Raw genomic sequence first — 24358 nt, forward strand, 5'->3', positions numbered from 1 at the left:
GTAACCGCTCAGATTTCTTTTAGCCTTGCGAGATATCCCCATGACCCATCGTATTATTATCGTCGGCGGCGGCGCCGGCGGCCTGGAGTTGGCTACCCGCCTGGGTAAGACTCTGGGCAAGCGTGGCACCGCCAGCATCACGCTGGTGGACGCCAACCTGACCCATATCTGGAAGCCCTTGCTGCACGAAGTGGCCGCAGGTTCGCTGAACTCTTCGGAGGACGAACTCAATTATGTCGCCCAGGCCAAATGGAACCACTTCGAGTTCCAACTAGGGCGCATGAGCGGGCTTGACCGTGAACAAAAGAAGATCCAGCTCGCCGCCACTCTTGATGAAGAAGGCCGTGAGCTGGTGCCCGCACGCGTGCTCGGCTATGACAGCCTGGTGATCGCGGTCGGCAGCACCACCAATGACTTCGGCACCGAAGGCGCAGCGCGACACTGCCTGTTCCTCGACACCCGCAAGCAGGCCGAGCGCTTCCACCAGCAATTGCTCAACCATTACCTGCGTGCCCATGCCGGGCAGACCGATGTGGTGGAAAAAATCAGCGTCGCCATCGTCGGCGCCGGTGCGACCGGCGTCGAACTGGCCGCAGAGCTGCATAACGCCGCCCAAGAGTTGGCCGCCTATGGCCTGGACCGCATCAAGCCGGAAAACATGCACATCACCCTGATCGAAGCCGGGCCACGGGTGTTGCCTGCCCTGCCGGAGCGTATCGGCGGGCCTGTGCATAAAACCCTGGAAAAGCTCGGAGTGACGGTGCTGACTAACTCGGCGGTCAGTGAAGTGACGGCCGACGCCCTGATCACCAGCAGCGGCCAAGTGATTCCAGCCAGCCTCAAGGTGTGGGCCGCTGGCATTCGCGCACCAGGTTTCCTCAAGGATATCGACGGCCTGGAAACCAACCGTATCAATCAGCTGCAAGTGTTGCCGACGCTGCAAACCACACGCGACGAAAACATCTTCGCCTTTGGTGACTGCGCTGCTTGCCCACAAGTGGGCACCGACCGCAACGTACCGCCACGGGCCCAGGCGGCTCACCAACAGGCGTCGCTGCTGGCAAAATCGCTGAAGCTGCGCATTGAAGGCAAGGACCTACCGTCGTACAAGTACACCGACTATGGGTCGCTGATTTCGCTATCGCGGTTCTCGGCGGTGGGTAACTTGATGGGTAACCTCACTGGCAGCGTGATGCTGGAAGGCTGGTTGGCGCGGATGTTTTACGTGTCGCTGTACCGGATGCACCAGATGGCGCTGTACGGTTTCTTCCGTACGGCGATGCTGATGCTGGGCAGCAAAATCGGCCGAGGCACCGAGCCACGCCTGAAGTTGCACTAACAACACGGCCTCGGATGGGATCTGGTAAATGTGGGAGCCCGCTCCCACATTTATTTTGCGCTGAGTCAGGATTTGCGCGCAAAAAAAATCCCCGCATCTTTCGACACGAGGATTTTTAATATGGTCGGGGTAAGGGGATTCGAACTCCTGACATCCTGCTCCCAAAGCAGGCGCGCTACCGGACTGCGCTATACCCCGGTAATAAAAAGGCGACCTTTCAGTCGCCTTCTTCGATCAGTGCTTTTGGCCTCTGATCTTAAGATCTGATTCCAGCGTTAACTGGTCTCAAAAATGGTGGGTCGTGTGGGATTCGAACCTACGACCAATTGGTTAAAAGCCAACTGCTCTACCAACTGAGCTAACGACCCAAATATGGTCGGGGTAAGGGGATTCGAACTCCTGACATCCTGCTCCCAAAGCAGGCGCGCTACCGGACTGCGCTATACCCCGGCTTGAAATTGGCTCCGTGACCAGGACTCGAACCTGGGACCCAATGATTAACAGTCATTTGCTCTACCGACTGAGCTATCACGGAACTACATATTTCAAAGTGTTACTTATTTCAAAGCATTTTTACTGCGGTGTAACCTTCTCTTCGACTTTCCCGTATCGCTACGTTCATGTGTCTGAGGCGCGCTATTCTACAATCTTAAAAACCCCTGTCAACCCTTTAAATTGCTTTTAAGACAATGATTTGCGCTTGTTTCTGATTTCTTCTTGGGGAGAAGAAATCCGTGGGCTGACGTTGCTGCGGGGCGCACTTTACAAGCCTTTGCCTTACAGTTCAACGCCCTATCGAAAAAAAAAGCCCCGCAATGCGAGGCCTTGTCTTATCAGCCAACAGCCTGGGCTCAGTGGAAGACGATTTCGTCGTTTTCCACAGTCGCCGTGACGCTGGTGCCCGGCATGAAGCTACCCGACAGAATCAACTGGGCCAGCGGGTTCTCGATCCAGCGCTGGATCGCACGTTTCAACGGCCGTGCCCCATACACCGGGTCGTAACCGACCGCGATCAATTTCTCCAACGCGTCACTGCCCAGCTCCAGCGACAGTTCGCGCTCAGCCAGACGGCTGCGCAGACGGCCCAGCTGGATCTCGGTGATACCCGCGATCTGGTCACGTGCCAGAGGCTCAAAGATCACCACTTCGTCGACCCGGTTGATGAATTCCGGACGGAAGTGCGTGGTCAATGCATCCATTACCGCAGCGCGCTGGCCCTCACGATCACCTACCAGCTCCTGGATCTGCGCCGAGCCCAGGTTGGAGGTCATCACGATCACCGTGTTGCGGAAGTCCACGGTACGCCCATGACTGTCCGTCAGGCGGCCATCTTCCAGCACTTGCAACAGGATGTTGAACACATCCGGGTGCGCCTTCTCGACCTCATCCAGCAGGATCACCGAGTAATGCTTACGCCGCACGGCTTCGGTCAGGTAACCGCCCTCCTCGTAGCCCACATAGCCTGGTGGGGCGCCGATCAAGCGAGCCACCGAGTGCTTCTCCATGAATTCGGACATATCGATCCGCACCATGGCTTCTTCGGTATCAAAAAGGAACTCGGCCAAGGCTTTGCACAGCTCGGTCTTGCCCACGCCGGTCGGGCCGAGGAACATGAACGAACCACTTGGGCGATTCGGGTCGGACAACCCGGCACGGGAACGCCGTACTGCGTTGGACACCGCCACCACGGCCTCTTCCTGACCAATGACGCGCTGGTGCAACAGGCTTTCCATTTTCAACAATTTGTCGCGCTCGCCTTCGAGCATCTTCGACACCGGAATGCCGGTCCACTTGGAAACGACTTCGGCAATTTCTTCCTCGGTCACCTTGCTGCGCAGCAACTGGTTCTCGCTTTTACCGTGCTGATCGACCATCTGCAGGCTGCGCTCCAAGTCCGGGATCACCCCGTATTGCAACTCGGCCATGCGGTTCAGGTCGCCTTTACGACGCGCAGCTTCCAGTTCCTGGCGGGACTGCTCGATCTTTTGCTGGATCTGCGCAGAACCCTGCACTTCAGCTTTCTCCGAGGTCCAGATTTCCTCCAGGTCGGAATACTCGCGCTCCAGACGCACGATTTCTTCCTGAAGTTTTTCCAGACGCTTCTTCGCCGCTTCGTCTTCTTCTTTCTTAAGGGCCTGGGACTCGACTTTCAGTTGAATCAGACGCCGATCCAGACGGTCGAGTACTTCCGGCTTGGAATCGATTTCCATGCGGATACGGCTGGCCGCTTCGTCGATCAAGTCGATGGCCTTGTCCGGCAACTGACGGTCAGTGATATAGCGATGGCTCAACTTGGCCGCTGCAATGATCGCGCCGTCGGTGATCGCCACCTTGTGGTGAACCTCGTAGCGCTCTTTCAAGCCACGCAGGATCGCGATGGTGTCTTCTTCGCTCGGCTCTTCCACCAGCACTTTCTGGAAGCGACGCTCAAGGGCGGCGTCTTTTTCGATGTACTGGCGATATTCGTTGAGCGTGGTAGCACCGACGCAGTGCAACTCACCCCGCGCCAAGGCAGGCTTGAGCATGTTGCCGGCATCCATGGAGCCCTCACCTTTACCGGCGCCGACCATGGTGTGCAATTCGTCGATAAACAGAATGATCTGCCCTTCCTGCTTCGACAGTTCATTAAGCAGGGATTTGAGGCGTTCTTCGAACTCACCGCGAAACTTGGCACCTGCAATCAACGACCCCATATCCAAGGACAGCAGGCGCTTGCCTTTCAGGCCGTCTGGCACTTCGCCATTAATAATGCGCTGAGCCAGGCCTTCGGCAATCGCGGTCTTACCCACACCAGGCTCACCGATCAGCACCGGGTTGTTCTTGGTGCGGCGTTGCAGCACCTGGATAGTGCGACGAATTTCATCGTCACGGCCGATCACCGGGTCAAGCTTGCCCTCTTCGGCACGCTTGGTCAGGTCGACAGTGTATTTATCCAGGGCCTGACGCGACTCCTCATGGTTAGGGTCGTTTACCGCGTCACCGCCACGCAGGTTGTTGATGGCGTTTTCCAGGGCCTTCTTGCTCACGCCCTGGCCCAGCAACAATTTGCCAAGCTTACTGTTCTCGTCCATCGCGGCGAGCAACACCAGCTCACTGGAAATGAACTGGTCGCCTTTCTGCTGGGCCAGACGGTCTGCCTGATTGAGCAGACGCGCCAAGTCCTGGGACATATTCACGTCGCCGGTCGGGTTTTGGATTTTCGGCAGTTGGTCGAGCTCTTTGCTCAACTCCTTGCGCAAGCTGTTGACGTCAAAGCCCACCTGCATCAGCAAGGGCTTGATAGAACCACCTTGCTGTTCCAGAAGTGCCTGCATCAGGTGCGCAGGCTCAATGGCCGGATGGTCAAGGCCCACCGCCAAGGATTGGGAGTCTGATAAGGCCAACTGCAATTTGCTGGTTAAACGATCAATACGCATTAGTCACCTTCCTTTTGAGCAGGCCGGAGCTATAAAACATCCTGAATGAAGAAACCTGCCAGATACCCCTATAGATGCGGTCGATTCTGGGAGATTCAAGCTACGGGTAGTTGACGCAGATCAGAAGAGTCTAGCGCTCGAGCCAGATAAGGGAGGCGAACCGACCGGTGCGCGAACTGCGGCGGTAAGAAAAGAAGCGTGGATCGGTTACCGTGCAGAAACCGCCACCGTAAACAGCCGTGACACCCCGCGCAGCAAGGCGCAGACGGGCCAACTGATAGATGTCGGCCATGAACTTGCCGGGGGTGCGGCTGGGCAAAAAGGCTTTGGCGGTAATCGGCAGTTGCTGCATAAAGGCTTCACGCACTTCAGGGCCGACTTCGAAGGCATGTGGGCCAATGGCCGGGCCGAGCCAGACCAACACGTCAGCGGGTTCGGCGTCCAGGCTGTCGAGAGCAGCTTCCAACACGCCTGCCGCCAACCCGCGCCAACCGGCATGGGCAGCCGCCACACGGGTGCCGGCGCGGTTGCAGAACAACGCGGGCAGGCAGTCAGCAGTCATTGCGGTACAGGCAATGCCTGGAGTGCTTGTCCAACTGCCATCGGCTTCGGCAGTCTGGCCAGGGTCGGCCTCGACCACCTTGATACCGTGGACTTGGCGCAGCCAAGCCGGCTGTATAACGAAGACATCGGTAAGCCGACGGCGATTTTCCAGGACGGCGTCCAGGCTGTCCTCGACATGATCGCCCAGGTTGAGGCTGTCGAACGGCGCCAGACTGACGCCGCCTGCACGAGTGGTGACGCAGGCCTTCACCTGAGCCGGCGCAGGCCAGTCAGGAATCAGCCAGTCACTCATCCGATAAATGCCTCGCGATCCTGCTTGAGCAGCGACAACAACCAGACCAGATCGTCCGGAAGAGGCGATTCCCAGCTCATCCGCTTACCGCTCGTCGGATGATCCAACTCCAGGAAGCGTGCATGCAGTGCCTGGCGCGGGAAGGACTTAAGCGATTCAACCATTGTCACACTGGCCGCCGGCGGAATACGGAAGCGACCGCCGTAGGCCGGATCTCCGACCAACGGGAAGTTGATGTGCGCCATGTGCACGCGAATCTGGTGCGTGCGGCCGGTTTCCAGCTTGACCCGCACATGCGTGTGGGAGCGGAAACGCTCAAGTACACGGTAATGACTGACAGCTTGCTTGCCGCCCTCCATCACCGCCATACGCTGGCGCTGTTGGCCGTGACGACCGATCGGGGCGTTGATCTTGCCACCTGCCACCACCACGCCGATCACGATGCACTCGTAGATTCGGCTGACGCTGCGGCTTTGCAATTGTGTGACCAACTGCGTCTGCGCCTGAATGGTCTTGGCCACCACCATCAAGCCGGTGGTGTCCTTGTCCAGACGGTGCACGATGCCGCAGCGCGGGACATTAATGATGTCCGGCACGTGGTGCAACAAGGCATTGAGCAAAGTGCCGTCAGCGTGCCCGGCAGCCGGATGAACCACCAGGCCTGCGGGTTTGTTGATGACCAGGATGTCGTCATCTTCATAGACGATGTCCAGCTCAATGTCCTGGGCGACCCATTCTCCCTGGGCTTCCTGCTCGGCAGTCAGCTCAAGAATCGCACCGCCATGGACTGTGTCTCGCGGGCGGATAACCGCTCCATCCACAGTCAGGCGGCCGTCTTTGATCCAGGCGGAAAGGCGCGAGCGCGAGTGCTCAGCGAATAATTGTGCGGCGACTTGATCGAGGCGTTGGCCGCCCAATTCGGACGGCACCTCTGCGCGAAGTTCAATTTTATCGGACATGCTCAGACTAGGCGTGGCACAGCCTTTGGTTTCGGCTGCGCGCTTGTGGTTAAATACGGCGTCTTTTGCCCCGAGGCTTTCAACGGGGCGCTCATCATAACAGGACGGCCCCGCCCAAGACAGCGGCCGTCATAGGGACGCAAGCCGCCATGCAAGTGAAACACCTGCTGCTGATCGCCATCCTCGCCATGACTGCTGCTTGCTCGTCAACAAAGGAAGTCGTCGACGAAAACCTGAGCGAAGTCGAGTTGTACCAACTGGCTCAGAAAGACTTGGACAATAATAGCTACACCAGCGCCACAGCGAAGCTGAAGGCACTGGAGTCGCGTTATCCGTTCGGGCGCTACGCCGACCAGGCTCAGCTCGAGCTGATCTACGCCAACTACAAGAACGCCGAGCCGGAAGCTGCCAAGTCCGCCGCCGAGCGTTTTATCCGCCTGCATCCGCAGCACCCGAACGTCGACTACGCCTACTACATGAAGGGCCTGACCTCGTTCGACCAGGACGTTGGCCTGCTGGCGCGCTTCCTGCCGCTGGACATGACCAAGCGTGACCCGGGCGCTGCCCGCGACTCCTACAACGAGTTCGCGCAGCTGACCAGCCGCTATCCCAACAGCCGCTACGCGCCGGACGCCAAGCAGCGCATGATCTACTTGCGCAACCTGCTGGCCTCCTACGAGATACATGTGGCTCACTACTACCTGACCCGTCAGGCCTATGTAGCTGCCGCCAACCGTGGCCGTTATGTTGTCGAGAACTTCCAGGAAACCCCTTCCGTGGGTGACGGCCTGGCGGTCATGACCGAGGCTTACCAGCGTCTGCACCTGGACGAACTGGCCAGCACCAGCCTGGAAACCCTGAAGCTCAACTACCCGGATCACCCGAGCCTGAAAGATGGCCAGTTCGTACCTCAGGTTGCCGAAGCCGACAACCGTTCGTGGCTGAGCAAGTACACCCTGGGCCTGATCGAGTCCCGTCCACCGCTGCCGCCGGGCGAAACCCGCGCCAACCAGGACGTGATCAAGCAGTACCAGGACGCCAAGGACGCTATCCCTTCGGACCTCAAGCCGCATGACGAGAACGGCGACGTGATCGAAGAGGAAGAGCCACAGGCCCTGGGCAACAACCAGGACCGCTCATGGTTCAGCTACATGACCTTTGGTGTGTTTGACTGATTGCACCCTGCGTCATCAAGAAGGAGCCTTTCGAGGCTCCTTTTTTGTGAGCGGTATTATTGCGCTGTGCGCCTGGCACGTCCTTGGCTAAACTGGCGCATTCCTTGTCGAGAAACTGCCCATCATGCTTCGTCTACTGTTCTGGATTGCCGTCATTGCCGCTGCTGTATGGTTCTGGCGCAAATTCAAAAGCCCGGCCGCCAAACAGCAACGCGCCAGTGAGCCCGACGCCGCCTTGATGGTGCGCTGCGCCCACTGCGGCGTGCACCTGCCGCAGGATCGCGCCTTGAGCTCGCGCCAGGAGTGGTATTGCACCCAGGCGCATCTTGAGCAGGGGCCGACGTCTATTTAGCGCTGATCCGCCCCTCAGGCGCATAAGGCGCCGGGTCGATGATCGGCGTACGCGCCAACAGCAAGTCAGCAAACAATTGGCAGGACGCCGGCGCAAGCACCAGGCCGTTGCGGTAATGCCCGCAGTTGAGCCACAACCCGTTGAAGCCCGGCACGCGGCCGATGTAAGGGATCCCTTCCGGCGAACCTGGGCGCAATCCGGCCCAGTGCCCAACAACCTCGGCGTCCGCCAAGGCAGGAATCAACTCAACCGCTGACGCCTTGAGGCTTTCCAGCGCTGTTTCAGTAGGGGTCTTGTCGAAGCCTTCATGCTCCAGCGTACTGCCGATCAGGATATGCCCGTCACGCCGAGGGATCGCATATCGCCCCTTGGCCAGGACCATGCTCGACAGGAAGTCCGAAGCGCATTTGTACAGGATCATCTGGCCTTTGACCGGTTCCACCGGTAGCGCCAAGCCCAGCGTGCCCAGCAACTCACCGCTCCAGGCGCCCGCCGCAAGGACGACCTGATCACCGAAGATCGGGCCATCGGCCGTCTTCACGCCCACCACATTGCCAGCGTCCAGGACAAACCCGGTTACTTCACACTGTTCATGCAGGGTCACACCGGGCAACGCCAGCAGTGCAGCCTTGAGGGATTTGACCAGGCGCGGGTTGCGCACATTGGCGACGTTGGCCATGTAGATCGCCTGGGAGTACCCGCTGCCCAGCACCGGAACGGCATCATGGGCGGCTGATACATCCACTTTGCTCAATGGCCGGCCTTCACGTGCAGCCCAAGCCAAGGCTTCGGCTTCGTCGTCCAGGTCCAGCCAGTACAGCCCAGTGGTGTGCACCTCAGGGTCGACACCCGTCGCAGCAAACAAACGCTCTGCCAACTGTGGATAAAAATCCTGGGACCAATGCGCCAGCGCGGTGACTGCCGGGCTATAGCGCCACGGATACAGCGGCGAAACAATCCCGCCGCCCGCCCAGGAAGACTCCTGCCCCAACCCCGCACGCTCCAGCAGCACCACCGCTTGCCCTTGGGTCGCCAGGTTGAACGCCGTCAACAAGCCGATGACCCCGCCACCGACTATCACTACCTGCTGTTGCTCTGCCATCATTTGATCCAGCCGATAAATAGGAACAAGCGCACCCGGCGCCCAATCATCCAGCACCCTCATTATTGCCCCCAGCACAGCTTGCGCGACATGTCCGGCGCCGCGCCCGGATTGGACCGCGCAGCGGTGCTGGTCAGGCTGAAGTCGCCGCAAGGGTCGCCGACCATTATCGAGTCGACAGCAGGCGTAGCCACCAACTGGAAATCCTGAGGGTTCAATGCAGCGCTGATTCTATAGCGATCATTGCCCGCACTGACGCCGTTCGCGTCAATAAAAGTGCCATTCCTCGTATAAAAGCGCTCCAGGTGTTGAGCTTGCTCGGTCAACAACGCGACGATTTCAGCGCGATACACCCTTTTCATATGGCCGGTGTATCCGGGATAAGCGATCCCAGCGAGAACCGCGATGAGCGCCACAGCGATCAGTAACTCGATCAGGGTGAAACCCTGGCTATCCATGCCCATTACATTGCTCCTTATTGAAGTTGCCGCCATGCCACACGCCGAAAACGCGAGCCACCCTCCTCGTCCACCCGTACGTAGACGCTCTCGAGCACCGTGCGCAACTGGCCGCTCAGCCCCACAGCTGTCACTCGATACACCGCAGCGCGGGTTTGCGGCGGTAAATGGGCCACCCCTACTGCAGGGCCCAGGAATTGAATGCCGTATACACCGCCCTTAAGCGCAACCCAGGTGACGCCAGAAACGGGGTCCACTCCCGCTCCGACCACTGACAATGCTGCTTGCGGCGGCGCGCAGGCAACCATCGACTGGCACAACGGCAGCGCCGCGAATGACTGCTGTATGGCCTGTTCACCGCGCCTCAAGCCACTCTCGGCACTTTGCAGCGACTGATTGCGCTGCCAGAGACTACCGGCGATCTTTTGCTGGGTGACTGCGCCTTGCATCGACGACAAACCGATCAGCGAGACCAGCAACAGGAACACCAGGCTGGTCAGCAGAACCATGCCCGCCTGGCGCAAACGAATACCCTCCGTGAGCATCATGGTGGCTTACCCCAGACGGTTTCGCAGCGCCGCCACGACGCTGTAGGTTTGATCTTTAACCCGTTCGGCCGGATCTCGCAGCGTCATCAGGATGCGAACACTGCGTATCAGGGATACATCGGCGGGACTCGAGTCGTAGCGCACTACCTCCGTTGATGCGGCTTTGGCCACCACGCCAAAGCTGATATCAAAAGCCTGCACGTTATCCACCAGCACTGTCTTGGCGGGTGCCGCAGGCGTGCTGACCTTTAATTGGCCTGCTTCGAAGATGTACGTGAGCTGGCGCAGTGCAAAACGGATCTGTCCGGGTGCAGGCACAGGGGAATTTCCGGCATACGCTTGGGCGCTGCCTGTGCAGTCAGATAGCACCGTCCAATCGGGTTTGCCACTCTCATTGCCGACATCCGCGGTCACCAGCGTCAGCGACTTTGCACCCGCCCCGGCACTCCAACTGACAGGCCGATCAAAGGCCGGAGGAGCGTTGTCGATAAACTCCGCGGCCAAACAGCCAAACATGCCCGCCTGACGGATATCCTGGGTCATCTTGCCCAGCAAGAACCGCGCATCATCCTGCAGCATCATGGCGGCCTGCTGGCTGTCGTGGGTGGTCCTGGAACTGATCGCCACCTGGCTGACCCCTAGCACGAGCACCAAGCCCATCGCCAAAGCCAACAGCAATTCCACCAAGCTGAAACCTCGAGTGCGATGGCTCATTGCGTCACCCCCGGCTTATCACTGACGCGACTGGTCAGAATGAATGTTTCCCGAGCACCCGGGCTGTTAGCGCCTCGGCTGTCATCCCAACTGATACTGACAGTGGCTTCGTTTGCACTGATCGACACCACGCCCTTCGCGCTATCCCCAGCGAAGCCGAGAATATTAGCCTCGAAATCATGCAGGTCCTGGTCGCGCACACTGGCGGTAGCGCTGCTCGCCGGGGCATGCTCGGACCGCTCCCATGCGTAGTCGGCAGCGGAATTGGCGCGGATTCGGTCGAGCATGTCGTAGGCAATGAAACTGGCCTGGCTGGTCATCCTGGAACTGTCGGTGTATTTCAGCGCATTGAGCTGGATCACCGCCGCACCCAACAGCCCGATGGTGAGAATCAGCACCGCAACCAACACCTCGATCAGCGTCATGCCGAGCTGATGCCGCGCTAAGGCGTGGGAAAAGCGGGTGTTTGGGCAGGCAAGCATTACCGTCGTCATCCGTGTCGAAGGCCAGAAAAAAGCAGCTGAAATCTGCTGTACGGCCCAAGACTAGCGTCGGTTTTTCGCCCGCGCTGCTCCCGGAACAAAGCGAAATACTTTGGACATAAAGGCCACCATCCAGCACCACAGCACGGGCGCTATACCTATGGCTGTACTCAAATCCATGGAGGGATGGCATATGCAACAACGAGGTTTCACCCTGATTGAACTGCTACTCGGACTGATCGTGAGCAGCATCCTGGCTAACCTGGCAGTGCCCAGTTTCAAGAGCCTGCTGGAGTCACAGCAAAGACATAGCGCGGCACAGTCCTTAGCGGGAGGGCTTCGCTACGCACGCACCGAAGCCGTCGCACGCAACCGAGCGGTGGTCATTCACGCGCTGGACGACGACTGGAGCCGGGGTTGGCGGGTGATCGTGGATGAGAGCGGACGCGGCCACTTGGACGATAAAAACCCGGTATTGCTGGAGCGTCAGGACAGCGGGAAGGTACCGATCGTCGGCAATGGCCCGCTCAAGAACCAGGTGCGCTTCAGCAGGCTGGGCGAGCCAATATTTTCAGGGGGAGGATTTCGTGCAGGTACTGTGCATGTGTGCAACTCGGAGCAGCCACAGAGCTTGTATCAGATCGTACTGGCGCCCAGCGGGCGCATCAGCCTGCGCAGCGACCGTGCCGAGCAGGCATTGTGCCGGAGCTACTCCGGCACCCGGGTAATTAGAGCAGCGAGCGAACCCGCAGCTCCTTGGGCATGGAGAACGTGATGTTTTCTTCGCGCCCAGCCAGTTCGTCCGCACCGGTGGCCCCCCACGCATGCAACTGCTGGATAACGCCGCGCACCAGCACTTCCGGGGCCGAAGCGCCCGCCGTGATACCAATGCGCCCGACGCCATCGAACCAGCTGCGCTGCATGTCTTCGGCGCCGTCGATCAGGTACGCAGGGGTTGCCATGCGCTCAGCAAGCTCACGCAGGCGGTTGGAGTTGGAGCTGTTAGGGCTGCCGACCACCAGGACCACGTCACATTCATTGGCCAGTTGCTTGACCGCGTCCTGCCGGTTTTGGGTGGCGTAGCAGATGTCGTCCTTGCGCGGCCCGCCAATGGCCGGGAAGCGACTGCGCAGCGCGTCGATAACACGGCTGGTGTCGTCCATGGACAAAGTGGTCTGGGTCACGAACGCCAGGCGTTCAGGGTTTTGCACCTGAAGATTGGCAACATCCTTTTCGTCTTCGACCAGGTAGATAGCCCCGCCATTGCTGGCATCGTACTGGCCCATGGTGCCTTCAACTTCCGGGTGGCCGGCATGGCCGATCAGGATGCACTCTCGACCGTCACGGCTGTAGCGCGCGACTTCGATGTGTACCTTGGTGACCAACGGGCAGGTGGCATCGAAGACTTTCAGGCCACGGCCTGCCGCTTCGGTACGCACGGCCTGGGAAACACCGTGGGCGCTGAAGATGACGATTACGTCGTCCGGCACCTGGTCCAGCTCTTCGACAAAGATGGCACCACGCGCGCGCAGGTCCTCGACCACGAATTTGTTGTGGACGACTTCATGGCGCACGTAAATCGGCGGCCCGAAGACTTCCAGGGCGCGATTGACGATTTCGATCGCCCGGTCCACACCAGCGCAGAAGCCACGGGGGTTGGCGAGTTTGATTTGCATGCTGTGCCTCGTGTCTTGCAGCCACTTAGGGTCAAGTTTGACGCTAACTCAACTGACAATGAAGATCAAAGGTGGGAGCGGGCTTGCTCGCGAAAGCGGTGGGTCAGTCGACATATGCATAACTGACAGAGCGCATTCGCGAGCAAGTCGAAACGTCGCACCGCCCCTCCCACATTTTTAACCGCGTCCTCGGTCAGAGCGCTTTAACGTCGATGATTTCAACGTCAAAGGTCAAGGTTTTACCGGCCAGCGGGTGGTTGAAGTCGATGGTCACTTGCGCGTCATCGAAGGTTTTCACCACGCCGGGCAGCTCGGTATTCGCCGCATCGTTGAAGATCACCAGCAGGCCTTCCGACAGGTCCATGCCCTGGAACTGCGAACGCGGGATGATTTGCACGTTTTGCGGGTTAGGCTGGCCAAAGGCGTTTTCCGGCAGGATCTGCAGGGTACGCTTGTCACCCGCCTTGAAGCCGAACAGGGCCGCTTCGAAACCCGGCAGCAGGTTGCCGTCGCCCACCTTGAAGGTAGCCGGGGCTTTGTCGAACGTGCTGTCGACCGTGTCGCCATTCTCCAGGCGCAGTGCGAAATGCAAGGTGACTTCCGTGTTCTGGCCGATGCGTTGCTCAGCCAATACCTGATCAGTCATTGACGGTCTCTCCGGTTTTCTTACTTTTGAACATGTCCAACGCCAGCATGATTGCACCGACGGTGATGGCGCTGTCGGCAAAATTGAACGCTGGGAAGTACCAACGGTTCTGCCAATGCACCAAGATGAAGTCAATCACATGGCCCAGGGCAATGCGATCGTACAGGTTGCCTAGCGCGCCACCCAACACCAGAGCCAAGGCGATCGCCAACCAGGTGTCATCGCGACCAAGACGCTTGAGCCACACTACCAGCACCGCACTGACCACCACCGCGATCATGGCGAACAGCCAGCGCTGCCAGCCGCCTCCTTCAGCGAGGAAGCTGAAGGCCGCGCCGGTGTTGTAGGCCAGGGTCCAGCTGAAGTAATCCGGGATGACTACGATCTGCTGGAACATTTCCAGAGTGCCCTCGAAATGAGCCTTGCTGATCTGGTCAATGACCAGCACCAGCAAGCTCAATACGAGCCAGCCCAGACGTCCGAAACGACCGGCATTAGGCATAGTGGCGAACCTCACCAGCACCGCTGATGTTGTCGACACAACGACCGCAGATTTCCGGATGCTCCGGGTTCACGCCGACGTCTTCACGGCAGTGCCAGCAACGGGCGCACTTGGCGAAGGCCGACTTGACCACTTTGAGCTTGAGGCCCGGGACTTCGGTGGCAACCGCGTCTGCCGGAGCCTGGGCAAACGGTGCCAGGCTCGCGGTGGAGGTGATCAGCACGAAGCGCAGTTCGTTGCTCAGCTTGGCCAGGTCGGCGGTCAGGCCTTCCTCGGCAAACAGCGTGACTTCGGCTTGCAGGTTGCCACCGACAGCCTTGGCCGCACGTTGCACTTCCAGCTCCTTGTTCACCGCAACCTTGACGGCCATTACACCTTCCCAATACTCGCGGCCCAGTTCGAAGTCGGCCGGCAGTTCGGTCAGGCCTTCGTACCAGGTGTTGAGCATCACGGACTCGTTACGCTCGCCCGGCAGGTATTCCCACAGTTCGTCGGCGGTGAACGCCAGGATCGGCGCGATCCAGCGCACCAGCGCTTCGCTGATGTGATACAGCGCAGTCTGCGCCGAGCGGCGTGCCTTGCTGTTGGCGCCAGTGGTGTACTGGCGATCCTTGATGATGTCGAGGTAGAAACCACCCAGTTCCTGCACGCAGAAGTTGTGGATCTTCGAATAGACGTTCCAGAAGCGGTATTCGCCGTAGCTCTCCTGCAACTCACGCTGCAGCAACAGGGTACGGTCCACAGCCCAACGGTCCAGGGCGAGCATGTCCTCGGCCGGCAGGATATCGGTGGCCGGGTTGAAACCGGTCAGGTTTGACAGCAGGAAGCGTGCGGTATTTCGGATACGGCGGTAGGCATCGGCGCTACGAGCCAAGATCTGATCCGACACGGCGATCTCGCCCGAATAGTCGGTCGACGCTACCCACAGACGCATGATGTCGGCGCCCAGGGTGTCGTTGATCTTTTTCGGCTCGATCACATTCTTCAACGACTTGGACATCTTGCGGCCCGTCTCGTCGACGGTGAAGCCGTGGGTCAGCAGTTCGCGGTACGGCGCATGGTCGTCGATGGCGCAACCGGTCAGAAGCGACGAGTGGAACCAGCCACGGTGTTGGTCCGAACCTTCCAGGTACAAGTCGGCACGCGGGCCAGTCTCGTGGCCCATGGGGTGTGAGCCGCGCAGGACGTGCCAATGGGTGGTGCCGGAGTCGAACCACACGTCGAGGGTGTCGCTGATCTTGTCGTACTGCGGCGCTTCATCACCCAGCAGTTCAGCGGCGTCCATTTTGAACCAGGCTTCAATACCTTGCTGTTCAACGCGCTGGGCGACGATTTCCATCAGTTCAACGGTACGTGGGTGCAGCTCGCCGCTTTCCTTGTTCAGGAAGAACGGGATCGGCACGCCCCAGTTACGCTGGCGGGAGATGCACCAGTCCGGACGATTGGCGATCATCGAGTGCAGGCGCGCCTGGCCCCAGGCCGGGACGAACTTGGTTTCTTCGATAGCCTTGATCGCGCGGTTACGCAGGGTGTCGCCGCGGGTCGCCTCTTTGTCCATGCCGATGAACCACTGCGCGGTGGCGCGGTAGATCAGCGGAGTCTTGTGGCGCCAGCAATGCATGTAGCTGTGCTGGATGGTGGCGGTTTGCATCAGCGCACCGACTTCACGCAGCTTTTCGATGATCGGCTGGTCGGCCTTGAAGATGAACTGGCCGCCGAAGAACTCCAGCGACGGCACGTAGACGCCGTTGCTCTGCACCGGGTTGATAATGTCGTCGTTGACCAGGCCGTACTTCTTGCAGATCACGAAGTCGTCCACACCATAGGCAGGCGAGCAGTGAACAACGCCAGTACCCGAACCCAGTTCGACGTAGTCAGCCAGGTACACCGGCGACAGGCGGTCATAGAATGGGTGACGGAAGTTGATCAGTTCCAGCGCAGAGCCGGTGGTGGTGGCGATCACCGAACCTTGCAGCTCGTAACGCGCCAGGCAAGCCTCGACCATTTCTTCAGCGAGCACGAGCAGGCGGTCACCGACGTCTACCAAGGCGTAGGTGAATTCCGGGTGCACGTTCAGCGCCTGGTTGGCCGGGATGGTCCACGGGGTGGTGGTCCAGATCACGATGGCAGCCGGTTTGCTCAGGCTTGCCAGGCCGAAAGCCTGGGCCAACTTGGCGTCTTCGGCGATCGGGAAGGCCACGTCGATGGTCGAGGACTTCTTGTCTTCGTACTCGACTTCCGCCTCAGCCAGGGCCGAACCACAGTCGAAGCACCAGTTCACAGGCTTGAGGCCCTTGAACACGAAACCGCCTTTGACGATTTCGGCCAAGGCGCGGATTTCACCGGCCTCGTTCTTGAAGTTCATGGTCTTGTACGGGTTGTCCCACTCGCCCAACACACCCAGGCGGATGAATTCGGACTTCTGCCCTTCGATCTGCTCGGTGGCGTAGGCACGGCACAGTTCACGGGTTTTATCCGCGCCCAGGTTCTTGCCGTAGGTCACTTCGACTTTGTGTTCGATCGGCAGGCCGTGGCAGTCCCAACCCGGGACGTACGGCGCGTCGAAGCCCGACAGGGTTTTCGAGCGCAGGATCATGTCTTTGAGAATTTTATTCAGCGCATGACCGATGTGAATCGTGCCATTGGCATAAGGAGGGCCGTCGTGCAGGACGAACTTCGGACGATCCTTGCCAATTTCGCGCAACTTTCCGTACAGGCCAATACTGTCCCAGCGCTGCAGGATCTGCGGTTCGCGCTGTGGCAGGCCGGCCTTCATTGGGAAGGCGGTGTCCGGAAGGTTTAGCGTGGCTTTATAGTCGGTCATTTAAGGCTCTTCGGTTAGCGATGGGCGCTAGGTGCGGCTAGTGCACGGGCGGCGGCGACATCCGCATTGATCGCCGTTTTCAACGCCTCAAGGGAGGCGAAACGCTGCTCTTCACGCAGCTTCTGGTGGAAAACCACCGTCAAACGCCGGTCATACAGATCACCGGCAAAATCCAAAAGGTGAACTTCCAGGTGGGCCTTGCCATCACCTGCAACCGTGGGCCTGACGCCTATGTTGGCGACTCCCGGCCACGCTTGGCCGTCGATGTCGACGCTCACCAGATACACCCCGGTCAGCGGCACACGACGACGTTTGAGTTGCACGTTGGCGGTTGGCGTGCCCAATTGGCGCGCCAGCTTCTGGCCGTGCAGGACCCGACCGGCAATGCGGAACGGGCGACCGAGCAAACGCCCGGCCAAGGCGAAGTCGGCAGCGGCCAGGGCGTTACGCACCTGGGTACTGCTCACGCGCAGGCCATCCAGTTCGACGGTTTGCGCGGCTTCGACGGTAAACCCCTGGTTGGCGCCGGCCTGTTGCAGGAAATCGAAATCCCCGACGCGGTCGCAACCAAAGCGGAAGTCGTCACCGACCTCCAAATGCTGCACGCCCAGACCATCGACCAGGATGCGTTCGACAAACTCGGCGGCGCTCAGGCCTTGCAAGCGCTGGTTGAAAGCCAGGCAAAGGACGCGGTCCACACCTTCTTCAGCCAGCAATTGCAGCTTGTCCCGCAAGCGGGCAAGACGCGCCGGCGCTGTCTCGGGGGTAAAGTATTCACGCGGCTGCGGCTCAAAAATCACCACGCAGCTGGGCACGCCCAACTCGACTGCACGCTCGCGCAGCCGGGCCAGGATAGCCTGGTGACCACGGTGAACACCGTCAAAGTTGCCAATAGTGGCGACGCAGCCCCGATGTCCAGGGCGCAGGTTGTGGAGACCTCGAACCAGCTGCATAACGCGCTTCTTGCTCATAAAGTGGTCGATTATAACCACACCCGGCTCCGGACGACAGGCAACAGCACAGGCCAAATGGATCGAATCGATAAAACAACCGTTTTATTGCGACAAACTCTCTAGCTCAGTGACTTGCGATTGAAATCCCGCAGGCGGAAGCCTTGCAGCAGCAACATCCCGAAGTACACCGCCACGCCGGCGACTACCAGCACGCCAAGGCGCATAAAGCGTTGCAGCATCTGGCCCTCGTCCCATGCGGGCATATAGTGCATCAAGCCCAGTAGCACGGCCGACATCACCGCCACCGCTACCAGCAATTTGAGGGCAAACAGGCCCCAACCGGGCTGCGGCAGGAACATTTGCTGCTTGCGCAGCTGGTAAAACAACAGCCCGGCATTGATGCACGCACCGACACTGATCGCCAGCGCCAGGCCGGCATGGGCCAGCGGGCCGATAAATACCAGGTTGAGCAGTTGCGTGACGATCAGCGTGAAAATCGCGATTTTCACCGGTGTACGAATGTTTTGCTGGGCGTAGAAGCCTGGGGCCAGCACCTTGATCACGATAATGCCGAGCAACCCTACGGAATAGGCGACCAGTGCGTACTGCGTCATCAATGCATCGTGGGCATCGAATTGGCCGTATTGAAACAGCGACACGGTCAGCGGCTCCGCCAGAATCCCCAGGGCCAGGGCACATGGCAGTACCAACACGAAGCACAGGCGCAGGCCCCAGTCGAGGATGCGCGAGTATTCCTGGCGGTCCTTGCTGGCATAGGTGCGCGCCAGGGTCGGCAGCAAAATCGTGCCCAGCGCCACGCCGAGCACGCCGGACGGCAATTCCATCAAGCGATCGGCGTAGTACATCCACGACACCGAGCCGGACACCAGCAGCGAAGCGAACGCCGTGTTGATAATCAGGGAAATCTGGCTGACTGAGACGCCGAGGATCGCCGGCAGCATATTGCGCATCACGCGCCAGACGCCTGTGTCCTTGAGGTTCAGGCGCGGCAACACGAGCATGCCGATCTTTTTCAGGTGGGGCAGTTGGTAGAGCAATTGCGCCAAGCCGCCGGCCAGCACTGCCCAGCCCAGCGCCATCACAGGAGGATCGAAGTACGGCGTGAGAAACAGCGCGAAGATGATCATGCTGACGTTCAGCAGGGTCGGCACGAAGGCCGGCACCGAGAAGCGGTTCCAGGTATTGAGGATCGCCCCGGCCAGCGATGAAAGGGAGATCAGCAATATATAAGGAAAGGTCACGCGCAGCAGGTCAGTGGTCAGCGCGAATTTTTCCGGCGTATTGGCGAAACCCGGGGCCGTGGCCCAGATGACCCAGGGAGCAGCAAGCATGCCGAGCACGGTCACCAGCATCAGCACCAGGGTCAACAGGCCCGAGACATAGGCAATAAAGGTGCGCGTCGCTTCCTCTCCCTGCAGGGTCTTGTATTCCGCCAGGATGGGCACGAACGCCTGGGAAAACGCGCCTTCGGCGAAGATCCGCCGCAACAGGTTGGGCAATTTGAAGGCAATAAAGAAGGCATCCGTGGCCATGCTGGCGCCGAAAATGCGCGCCAGCAGGGTGTCACGCACAAACCCCAAAACCCGGGAGATCATTGTGATAGAGCTGACGGCGGCCAGCGATTTGAGCAGATTCATTGAAAGAGTTTGCGCCTATAGATAAACAGCAGGCGAAAGAAGCGCCCACTTATGCGATACTGCGCGCCTGCAACAGCACAGAGCCAAAGCTCGCGAGTTTACAGGTCAAGCGCCGGAAATAAATCACCCGCCTCTTCAGATCGACCACTCAGCAGTTCGCATCAGCCGCTCTTGACAACACATCAAGTGATCGGCATGATTCGCGGCCTATTTTGTTTGCTATTTCCTAAAAAGTCTTTCGAGGAGCTCGACGGTGGCCAACACACCTTCCGCCAAAAAACGTGCAAAACAGGCTGAGAAGCGTCGCAGCCACAACGCCAGCCTGCGTTCCATGGTTCGTACCTACATCAAGAATGTAGTTAAAGCCATCGACACCAAAGACGCTGAAAAAGCCCAAGCTGCTTACGTTCTGGCTGTGCCAGTTATCGACCGTATGGCCGATAAAGGCATCATCCACAAGAACAAGGCCGCTCGTCATAAGAGCCGCCTGAATGGCCACATCAAGGCTCTGAGCGTTCCTGCTGCAGCCTAAGTGGTAACAACTGCAACGCAACCCAGGTTGTGAAACAGTTAAGAAATGCCCCGTACCGAAAGGTACGGGGCATTTTTGTGTGTGCCCCAAAATTACCACTGCCTCCTGTGTGAGCGGGCTTGTCGAATCGTCGCACCGCACGCTCACTACAAAAGCCCGGCAATCCGACTGAACGCTTTCAGACAGACAAAAAAACGCCCCGAACCAGTCGGGGCGTTTTTGCTAGCAACTGATCAATGCATCAATCAGTGGTGATGACCGCCTTCACCGTGGACGTGGCCGTGAGCCACTTCTTCCTCAGAAGCGTCGCGGATGGCAACGATCTTCACTTGGAAGTTCAGGCGCTGGCCAGCCAGAGGGTGGTTGCCGTCGACGGTAACGTCGTCGCCGTCCAGGTCACGGATGGTGACGATCTGCATTTGGCCGTCCGGAGCGGAGGCGTGGAACTGCATGCCTACTTCCAGTTCGTCAACGCCTTCGAACATGCTGCGGCTCAGCGTGCTGACCAACTCGGCCGAGTATTCGCCGTAGGCATCTTCAGGTTCTACGGCAACAGTCAGCTCATCACCGACGCTCTTGCCTTCCAGCGCCTTTTCCAGGCCTGGGATAATGTTACCTGCGCCTTGCAGGTAGACCAGCGGCGCGCCGCCGGCGGAACTGTCGATGACCTCACCAGCGTCATTGGTCAGGGTATAGTCGATGGAGACAGCCTTGTTAGCGGCGATCGTCATGGGGCGAGACCTTTTGCATAAGAATGAAGAACGGACAAGTCTAAACAAGGATTTGCCCGAAAGCGAACAGAACCCGGACGGACGGGGTCAGACAAGCCACTCGGCGATCACCGGCTTTCATCAGGATGAAGACCGGCACTGGGTTGCCGAGCTTTCCTGCGGCCACACTCAGCACCTGCGCCACCAGCCGCCCTGGCAGTCGCGCGCCTGGGTGCTTGACCCCGCGCAACGTATTGAAAAAATAGGCCAGCCCTTTGCCTGCGGCTGGTGTGCGCAAGTGCACGAATAACGATAACCTTGGCATCTGATTCGCGGTAGACGCTCAGCCATAGAGCGCCACCCAAGCCATGCAACTCCAGAGAATTCGCATGCAAACTTTTTTTATCGCGCCCACCGATTTTGGTGTGGGTCTGACCTCCATCAGCCTTGGGCTGGTGCGTACCCTTGAGCGAGCCGGGCTGAAAGTCGGCTTTTTCAAACCGATTGCTCAACCACACCCGGGCGACACTGGCCCTGAACGCTCCACCGAACTGATAGCGCGCACCCACGGCCTCAAGCCGCCACAACCCCTGGGCCTGGCCCATGTCGAGCGGATGCTTGGCGACGGCCAGCTCGACGAGTTGCTGGAAGAAATCATCACGCTGTACCAACAGGCCGCTGTGGGAAAGGACGTGCTGATCGTCGAAGGCATGGTGCCGACCCGCAGCGCCAGCTATGCAGCGCGGGTCAACCTGCACCTGGCGAAGAGCCTGGATGCGGAAGTGATCTTGGTCTCGGCTCCGGAAAACGAAGTGCTCACCGAACTCTCCGGCCGCGTGGAATTGCAGGCGCAACTGTTCGGCGGCCCGAAAGACCCGAAAGTACTCGGCGTGATCCTTAACAAGGTGCGCACCGACGAAAGCATGGAAGCCTTCTCCGCGCGCCTCAAGGAACATTCGCCCCTGTTGCGCAGCGGTGATTTCCGCCTGCTGGGCTGCATCCCCTACCAGCCCGAACTCAACGCCCCACGCACCCGCGACGTGGCCGACCTGATGGGCGCGCAGATCCTCAACGCCGGCGACTACGAAACCCGCCGCATGACCAAAATCATCATCTGCGCCCGCACCATGCGAAATACCGTGGAATTGCTCAAGCCCGGCGTGCTGGTGGTCACACCCGGCGACCGCGACGACATCATCCTCGCCGTCAGCCTGGCCGCGATCAATGGCGTGCCGCTGGCAGGCCTGTTGCTCACCAGCGACACCCTGCCAGACCCGCGCATCATGGATTTATGCCGAGGCGCATTCCAGGCCGGCCTGCCGGTGCTGTCGGTGAGCACCGGTTCCTACGACACTGCCAACCAGCTCAACAGCCTCAATAAAGAAATTCCCATCGATGACCGCGAGCGCGCGGAAATCATCACCGATTTCGTCGCCAGTCACCTCGATGCGCGCTGGCTGCACCAGCGTTGCGGCACGCCGCGGGAGATGCGCCTGTCGCCGGCGGTGTTCCGCTACCAGCTGATCCAGCGTGCCCAGGCCGCCAACAAGCGCATTGTGTTGCCGGAAGGCAGCGAACCGCTGACCGTACAAGCCGCCGCCATCTGCCAGGCACGCGGCATTGCTCGCTGCGTGTTGCTGGCCAAGCCGGCGGATGTGGAAGCGGTCGCCCGCGCCCAAGGCATCGAATTGCCCGAAGGGCTGGAGATTCTCGACCCGGACCTGATCCGCCAGCGCTATGTGGAACCGATGGTCGCGCTGCGTAAGAGCAAGAGCCTCAACGCGCCGATGGCCGAGCAGCAACTGGAAGACACCGTGGTGATCGCCACCATGATGCTCGCGCTGGATGAAGTGGACGGGCTGGTTTCCGGCGTTATCCACTCCACCGCCAATACCATCCGCCCTGCCCTGCAGTTGATCAAGACCGCACCGGGTTGCACGCTGGTGTCGTCGGTGTTTTTCATGCTGTTCCCTGAGCAGGTGCTGGTGTACGGCGACTGTGTGATGAACCCGCACCCGAGCGCCGCCGAACTGGCGGAGATCGCCCTGCAAAGCGCTGACTCGGCCGCTGCCTTCGGCATCACGCCGCGCGTGGCGATGATCAGCTATTCCAGCGGCGACTCGGCCAGCGGCGAGGAAGTGGAGAAAGTCCGCGAAGCCACCCTGCTCGCCCATGAACAGCAAAGCTCACTGCTGATCGACGGCCCGCTGCAATACGATGCCGCGGCCAACGAAGCCGTGGCCCGCCAACTGGCCCCCGACAGCCTGGTTGCCGGCAAGGCCACGGTGTTCGTGTTCCCCGACCTGAACACCGGCAACACCACCCACAAAGCGGTACAACGCAGCGCCGATTGCGTGAGCCTGGGGCCGATGCTCCAAGGCCTGCGCAAACCTGTCAACGACCTGCCGCGTGGCGCCCAGGTGGACGACATTGTGTACACGATCGCGCTCACCGCGATCCAAGCCGCCAACCGACCTATGGATATCTAAATGCTGGATTTTCTACCTGCCGCCGTGCGCGGGGTGATCGCATCGCTGTTGCTGGCGCTGAACACGATCCTGCTGTGCTCGTTCTTGTTTATCGTCGCACTGTTCAAGGCGCTGCCGTTTGCCAAGGGTTTCAGCGAATGGCTGATGAACCACACACATGAGGCCTGGGTCACCAACAACAAGGGCTGGATGAACCTGGTCCGGCGCACGCGCTGGCACCTTAAAGGCCTCGAGGGCCTGGATTACCAGCACTCCTACCTGGTGACCAGCAATCACCAGAGCTGGGTCGACATCATGGTGCTGCAATATGTGCTGAACCGTCGGATCCGCCCGCTGAAGTTCTTCCTCAAGCAGGAGCTGATCTGGGTGCCGGTCATCGGCCTGGCATGGTGGGCGCTGGGCTTCCCGTTCATGAAGCGCTACACCAAGGCTTATCTGGAAAAACACCCGGAGAAAAAAGGCAAGGACCTGGAAACTACGCGCAAGACTTGTGCGAAGTTTCGCGACAACCCGGTGGGAATTTTCAACTTTGCCGAAGGCACGCGGTTTACCCCCGGTAAGCATGCGCAGCAGAACTCGCCGTTTCGCTATTTGCTCAAGCCCAAGGCCGGCGGTATCGCGTTTGTGCTGGACGCGATGGGTGAGCAATTGAAGTCATTGGTCAACGTGACCATTCACTACCCTACCGGGCGCCCTGGGTATTGGGATTTGCTGTGCGGGAATGTGAAGGACGTGGTGGTGCAGTTTGAAGAGGTGCAGATCCCGGCTGAGTTCATTGGAAAGAATTATGAGCAGGAGGGGGAGTATCGGCTGGCGTTCCAGGGGTGGATCAATCGGTTGTGGGAAGAGAAGGATCAATTGCTGGAGAAACTGCACACAGAATTCCCAGGCAAACAGTGATCAAAATGGGGGAGCGGGCTTGATAATGTAAAAAGCCCGCCACCGATGACTCGGTGGCGGGCTTTTT

The 24358-nt window shown here is 59.5% G+C and carries 23 protein-coding genes and 4 tRNA genes; 8 read left to right on the forward strand and 19 right to left on the reverse strand.

The genetic code is table 11. The features are described 5' to 3' along the window. The first annotated feature begins 40 nt into the window (after positions 1–40). A complete protein-coding gene (locus AACY30_RS06380) occupies positions 41–1339 on the forward strand; it encodes an NAD(P)/FAD-dependent oxidoreductase (protein ID WP_339540016.1) in 1299 nt (432 codons plus the stop codon). A 121-nt stretch (positions 1340–1460) separates the two neighbouring features. Here the strand turns inward: AACY30_RS06380 and AACY30_RS06385 are convergent. The 7 genes from AACY30_RS06385 to rluD form a co-directional block, all read right to left on the reverse strand. After that, positions 1461–1537, reverse strand: a tRNA-Pro gene (locus tag AACY30_RS06385). A gap of 94 nt (positions 1538–1631) precedes the next feature. Then, positions 1632–1707: transfer RNA gene (locus AACY30_RS06390), tRNA-Lys, on the reverse strand. A 5-nt stretch (positions 1708–1712) separates the two neighbouring features. Then, positions 1713–1789, reverse strand: a tRNA-Pro gene (locus AACY30_RS06395). Positions 1790–1798: 9 nt separating this feature from the next. Next, positions 1799–1874, reverse strand: a tRNA-Asn gene (locus tag AACY30_RS06400). 316 nt (positions 1875–2190) lie between these two features. Next, on the reverse strand, positions 2191–4755 hold the full coding sequence (gene clpB, locus AACY30_RS06405; protein ID WP_339540017.1) for an ATP-dependent chaperone ClpB: 2565 nt from the start codon (positions 4753–4755) through the stop codon (positions 2191–2193). 130 nt (positions 4756–4885) lie between these two features. Then, on the reverse strand, positions 4886–5611 hold the full coding sequence (gene pgeF, locus AACY30_RS06410) for a peptidoglycan editing factor PgeF (protein ID WP_339540018.1): 726 nt from the start codon (positions 5609–5611) through the stop codon (positions 4886–4888). Beyond that, entirely contained in the window at positions 5608–6570 is a 963-nt protein-coding gene (gene rluD, locus AACY30_RS06415) for a 23S rRNA pseudouridine(1911/1915/1917) synthase RluD (RefSeq protein WP_049710064.1), read from the reverse strand. Before rluD ends, pgeF begins: the two co-directional genes overlap by 4 nt. Positions 6571–6719: 149 nt before the next feature. Between rluD and AACY30_RS06420 the strand changes: the two genes are divergently transcribed. Continuing rightward, a complete protein-coding gene (locus AACY30_RS06420) occupies positions 6720–7745 on the forward strand; it encodes an outer membrane protein assembly factor BamD (protein ID WP_339468382.1) in 1026 nt (341 codons plus the stop codon). 124 nt (positions 7746–7869) lie between these two features. Continuing rightward, on the forward strand, positions 7870–8097 hold the full coding sequence (locus AACY30_RS06425) for a PP0621 family protein (protein ID WP_339540019.1): 228 nt from the start codon (positions 7870–7872) through the stop codon (positions 8095–8097). Here the strand turns inward: AACY30_RS06425 and thiO are convergent. From thiO to pilV, 5 genes are all read right to left on the reverse strand, one after another. Next, the gene (gene thiO / locus AACY30_RS06430; RefSeq protein ID WP_339540020.1) at positions 8090–9199 is read right to left on the reverse strand and encodes a glycine oxidase ThiO; all 1110 of its coding nucleotides are present in this window, start codon (positions 9197–9199) and stop codon (positions 8090–8092) included. The two genes, AACY30_RS06425 and thiO, sit on opposite strands and share 8 nt — an antisense overlap. A gap of 62 nt (positions 9200–9261) precedes the next feature. Beyond that, entirely contained in the window at positions 9262–9663 is a 402-nt protein-coding gene (locus AACY30_RS06435; protein ID WP_339419521.1) for a type IV pilin protein, read from the reverse strand. 11 nt (positions 9664–9674) lie between these two features. After that, positions 9675–10205 carry a pilus assembly PilX family protein gene (locus AACY30_RS06440; protein WP_339540021.1) on the reverse strand — a complete coding sequence of 177 codons (531 nt, stop codon included), beginning with the start codon at positions 10203–10205 and terminating at the stop codon, positions 9675–9677. 6 nt (positions 10206–10211) lie between these two features. After that, a complete protein-coding gene (locus tag AACY30_RS06445) occupies positions 10212–10919 on the reverse strand; it encodes a PilW family protein (protein ID WP_339540022.1) in 708 nt (235 codons plus the stop codon). After that, positions 10916–11401, reverse strand: a complete 486-nt coding sequence (pilV, locus tag AACY30_RS06450; protein WP_339540023.1) for a type IV pilus modification protein PilV — start codon at positions 11399–11401, stop codon at positions 10916–10918. The genes AACY30_RS06445 and pilV overlap by 4 nt, the downstream gene beginning before the upstream one ends. A 193-nt stretch (positions 11402–11594) precedes the next feature. Between pilV and AACY30_RS06455 the strand changes: the two genes are divergently transcribed. Beyond that, the gene (locus AACY30_RS06455; RefSeq protein ID WP_339468377.1) at positions 11595–12176 is read left to right on the forward strand and encodes a GspH/FimT family pseudopilin; all 582 of its coding nucleotides are present in this window, start codon (positions 11595–11597) and stop codon (positions 12174–12176) included. Here the strand turns inward: AACY30_RS06455 and ispH are convergent. From ispH to murJ, 6 genes are all read right to left on the reverse strand, one after another. After that, positions 12130–13077 (reverse strand): 4-hydroxy-3-methylbut-2-enyl diphosphate reductase, encoded by a 948-nt coding sequence (gene ispH / locus AACY30_RS06460; protein ID WP_339468375.1) that lies wholly within the window; start codon positions 13075–13077, stop codon positions 12130–12132. The two genes, AACY30_RS06455 and ispH, sit on opposite strands and share 47 nt — an antisense overlap. A gap of 193 nt (positions 13078–13270) precedes the next feature. Continuing rightward, positions 13271–13708, reverse strand: coding sequence for an FKBP-type peptidyl-prolyl cis-trans isomerase (locus AACY30_RS06465; RefSeq protein WP_179678478.1), 438 nt, complete (start codon positions 13706–13708; stop codon positions 13271–13273). 7 nt (positions 13709–13715) lie between these two features. After that, on the reverse strand, positions 13716–14225 hold the full coding sequence (lspA, locus tag AACY30_RS06470) for a signal peptidase II (RefSeq protein ID WP_339468374.1): 510 nt from the start codon (positions 14223–14225) through the stop codon (positions 13716–13718). After that, positions 14218–17049, reverse strand: a complete 2832-nt coding sequence (gene ileS / locus AACY30_RS06475) for an isoleucine--tRNA ligase (RefSeq protein WP_339540024.1) — start codon at positions 17047–17049, stop codon at positions 14218–14220. The genes lspA and ileS overlap by 8 nt, the downstream gene beginning before the upstream one ends. Positions 17050–17063: 14 nt before the next feature. After that, positions 17064–18002: a bifunctional riboflavin kinase/FAD synthetase gene (ribF, locus tag AACY30_RS06480; RefSeq protein ID WP_339468372.1), complete on the reverse strand. Its 939-nt coding sequence runs from the start codon at positions 18000–18002 to the stop codon at positions 17064–17066. A 119-nt stretch (positions 18003–18121) separates the two neighbouring features. Beyond that, positions 18122–19660 (reverse strand): murein biosynthesis integral membrane protein MurJ, encoded by a 1539-nt coding sequence (gene murJ / locus AACY30_RS06485; RefSeq protein WP_339468371.1) that lies wholly within the window; start codon positions 19658–19660, stop codon positions 18122–18124. A gap of 253 nt (positions 19661–19913) precedes the next feature. On the opposite strand from murJ, the gene rpsT reads away from it, so the two are divergent. Next, positions 19914–20192 (forward strand): 30S ribosomal protein S20, encoded by a 279-nt coding sequence (rpsT, locus tag AACY30_RS06490; RefSeq protein WP_003188401.1) that lies wholly within the window; start codon positions 19914–19916, stop codon positions 20190–20192. 245 nt (positions 20193–20437) lie between these two features. Here rpsT and AACY30_RS06495 read toward each other — a convergent pair whose 3' ends face one another. Then, the gene (locus AACY30_RS06495; RefSeq protein ID WP_058412780.1) at positions 20438–20923 is read right to left on the reverse strand and encodes an FKBP-type peptidyl-prolyl cis-trans isomerase; all 486 of its coding nucleotides are present in this window, start codon (positions 20921–20923) and stop codon (positions 20438–20440) included. On the opposite strand from AACY30_RS06495, the gene AACY30_RS06500 reads away from it, so the two are divergent. The 3 genes from AACY30_RS06500 (at position 20922) to AACY30_RS06510 (ending at position 24291) form a co-directional block, all read left to right on the forward strand. After that, positions 20922–21212: a DUF3565 domain-containing protein gene (locus tag AACY30_RS06500; RefSeq protein WP_339419699.1), complete on the forward strand. Its 291-nt coding sequence runs from the start codon at positions 20922–20924 to the stop codon at positions 21210–21212. The two genes, AACY30_RS06495 and AACY30_RS06500, sit on opposite strands and share 2 nt — an antisense overlap. A 79-nt stretch (positions 21213–21291) precedes the next feature. Next, complete coding sequence (gene pta / locus AACY30_RS06505; protein WP_049710079.1) at positions 21292–23391, forward strand: phosphate acetyltransferase; 2100 nt, start codon at positions 21292–21294, stop codon at positions 23389–23391. After that, on the forward strand, positions 23392–24291 hold the full coding sequence (locus tag AACY30_RS06510) for an acyltransferase (protein ID WP_339468370.1): 900 nt from the start codon (positions 23392–23394) through the stop codon (positions 24289–24291). The last annotated feature ends 67 nt before the right edge of the window (positions 24292–24358 follow it).

The organism is Pseudomonas sp. RA_5y_Pfl1_P24 (genome assembly GCF_963970945.1).
Lineage (GTDB): Bacteria > Pseudomonadota > Gammaproteobacteria > Pseudomonadales > Pseudomonadaceae > Aquipseudomonas > Aquipseudomonas tritici.

Bases quoted from the DNA above. Each gene is read 5' to 3' on its own strand.
- AACY30_RS06380 (WP_339540016.1), top strand. From the start codon at position 41: ATGACCCATCGTATTATTATCGTCGGCGGCGGCGCCGGCGGCCTGGAG.
- clpB (WP_339540017.1), bottom strand. From the start codon at position 4,755: ATGCGTATTGATCGTTTAACCAGCAAATTGCAGTTGGCCTTATCAGAC.
- pta (WP_049710079.1), top strand. From the start codon at position 21,292: ATGCAAACTTTTTTTATCGCGCCCACCGATTTTGGTGTGGGTCTGACC.
- lspA (WP_339468374.1), bottom strand. From the start codon at position 14,225: ATGCCTAATGCCGGTCGTTTCGGACGTCTGGGCTGGCTCGTATTGAGC.
- ispH (WP_339468375.1), bottom strand. From the start codon at position 13,077: ATGCAAATCAAACTCGCCAACCCCCGTGGCTTCTGCGCTGGTGTGGAC.
- AACY30_RS06435 (WP_339419521.1), bottom strand. From the start codon at position 9,663: ATGGGCATGGATAGCCAGGGTTTCACCCTGATCGAGTTACTGATCGCT.
- AACY30_RS06445 (WP_339540022.1), bottom strand. From the start codon at position 10,919: ATGAGCCATCGCACTCGAGGTTTCAGCTTGGTGGAATTGCTGTTGGCT.
- AACY30_RS06510 (WP_339468370.1), top strand. From the start codon at position 23,392: ATGCTGGATTTTCTACCTGCCGCCGTGCGCGGGGTGATCGCATCGCTG.
- AACY30_RS06440 (WP_339540021.1), bottom strand. From the start codon at position 10,205: ATGATGCTCACGGAGGGTATTCGTTTGCGCCAGGCGGGCATGGTTCTG.
- rluD (WP_049710064.1), bottom strand. From the start codon at position 6,570: ATGTCCGATAAAATTGAACTTCGCGCAGAGGTGCCGTCCGAATTGGGC.
- AACY30_RS06495 (WP_058412780.1), bottom strand. From the start codon at position 20,923: ATGACGATCGCCGCTAACAAGGCTGTCTCCATCGACTATACCCTGACC.
- pgeF (WP_339540018.1), bottom strand. From the start codon at position 5,611: ATGAGTGACTGGCTGATTCCTGACTGGCCTGCGCCGGCTCAGGTGAAG.
- thiO (WP_339540020.1), bottom strand. From the start codon at position 9,199: ATGGCAGAGCAACAGCAGGTAGTGATAGTCGGTGGCGGGGTCATCGGC.
- AACY30_RS06455 (WP_339468377.1), top strand. From the start codon at position 11,595: ATGCAACAACGAGGTTTCACCCTGATTGAACTGCTACTCGGACTGATC.
- pilV (WP_339540023.1), bottom strand. From the start codon at position 11,401: ATGCTTGCCTGCCCAAACACCCGCTTTTCCCACGCCTTAGCGCGGCAT.
- ileS (WP_339540024.1), bottom strand. From the start codon at position 17,049: ATGACCGACTATAAAGCCACGCTAAACCTTCCGGACACCGCCTTCCCA.
- AACY30_RS06500 (WP_339419699.1), top strand. From the start codon at position 20,922: ATGGGGCGAGACCTTTTGCATAAGAATGAAGAACGGACAAGTCTAAAC.
- AACY30_RS06420 (WP_339468382.1), top strand. From the start codon at position 6,720: ATGCAAGTGAAACACCTGCTGCTGATCGCCATCCTCGCCATGACTGCT.
- murJ (WP_339468371.1), bottom strand. From the start codon at position 19,660: ATGAATCTGCTCAAATCGCTGGCCGCCGTCAGCTCTATCACAATGATC.
- ribF (WP_339468372.1), bottom strand. From the start codon at position 18,002: ATGCAGCTGGTTCGAGGTCTCCACAACCTGCGCCCTGGACATCGGGGC.
- AACY30_RS06425 (WP_339540019.1), top strand. From the start codon at position 7,870: ATGCTTCGTCTACTGTTCTGGATTGCCGTCATTGCCGCTGCTGTATGG.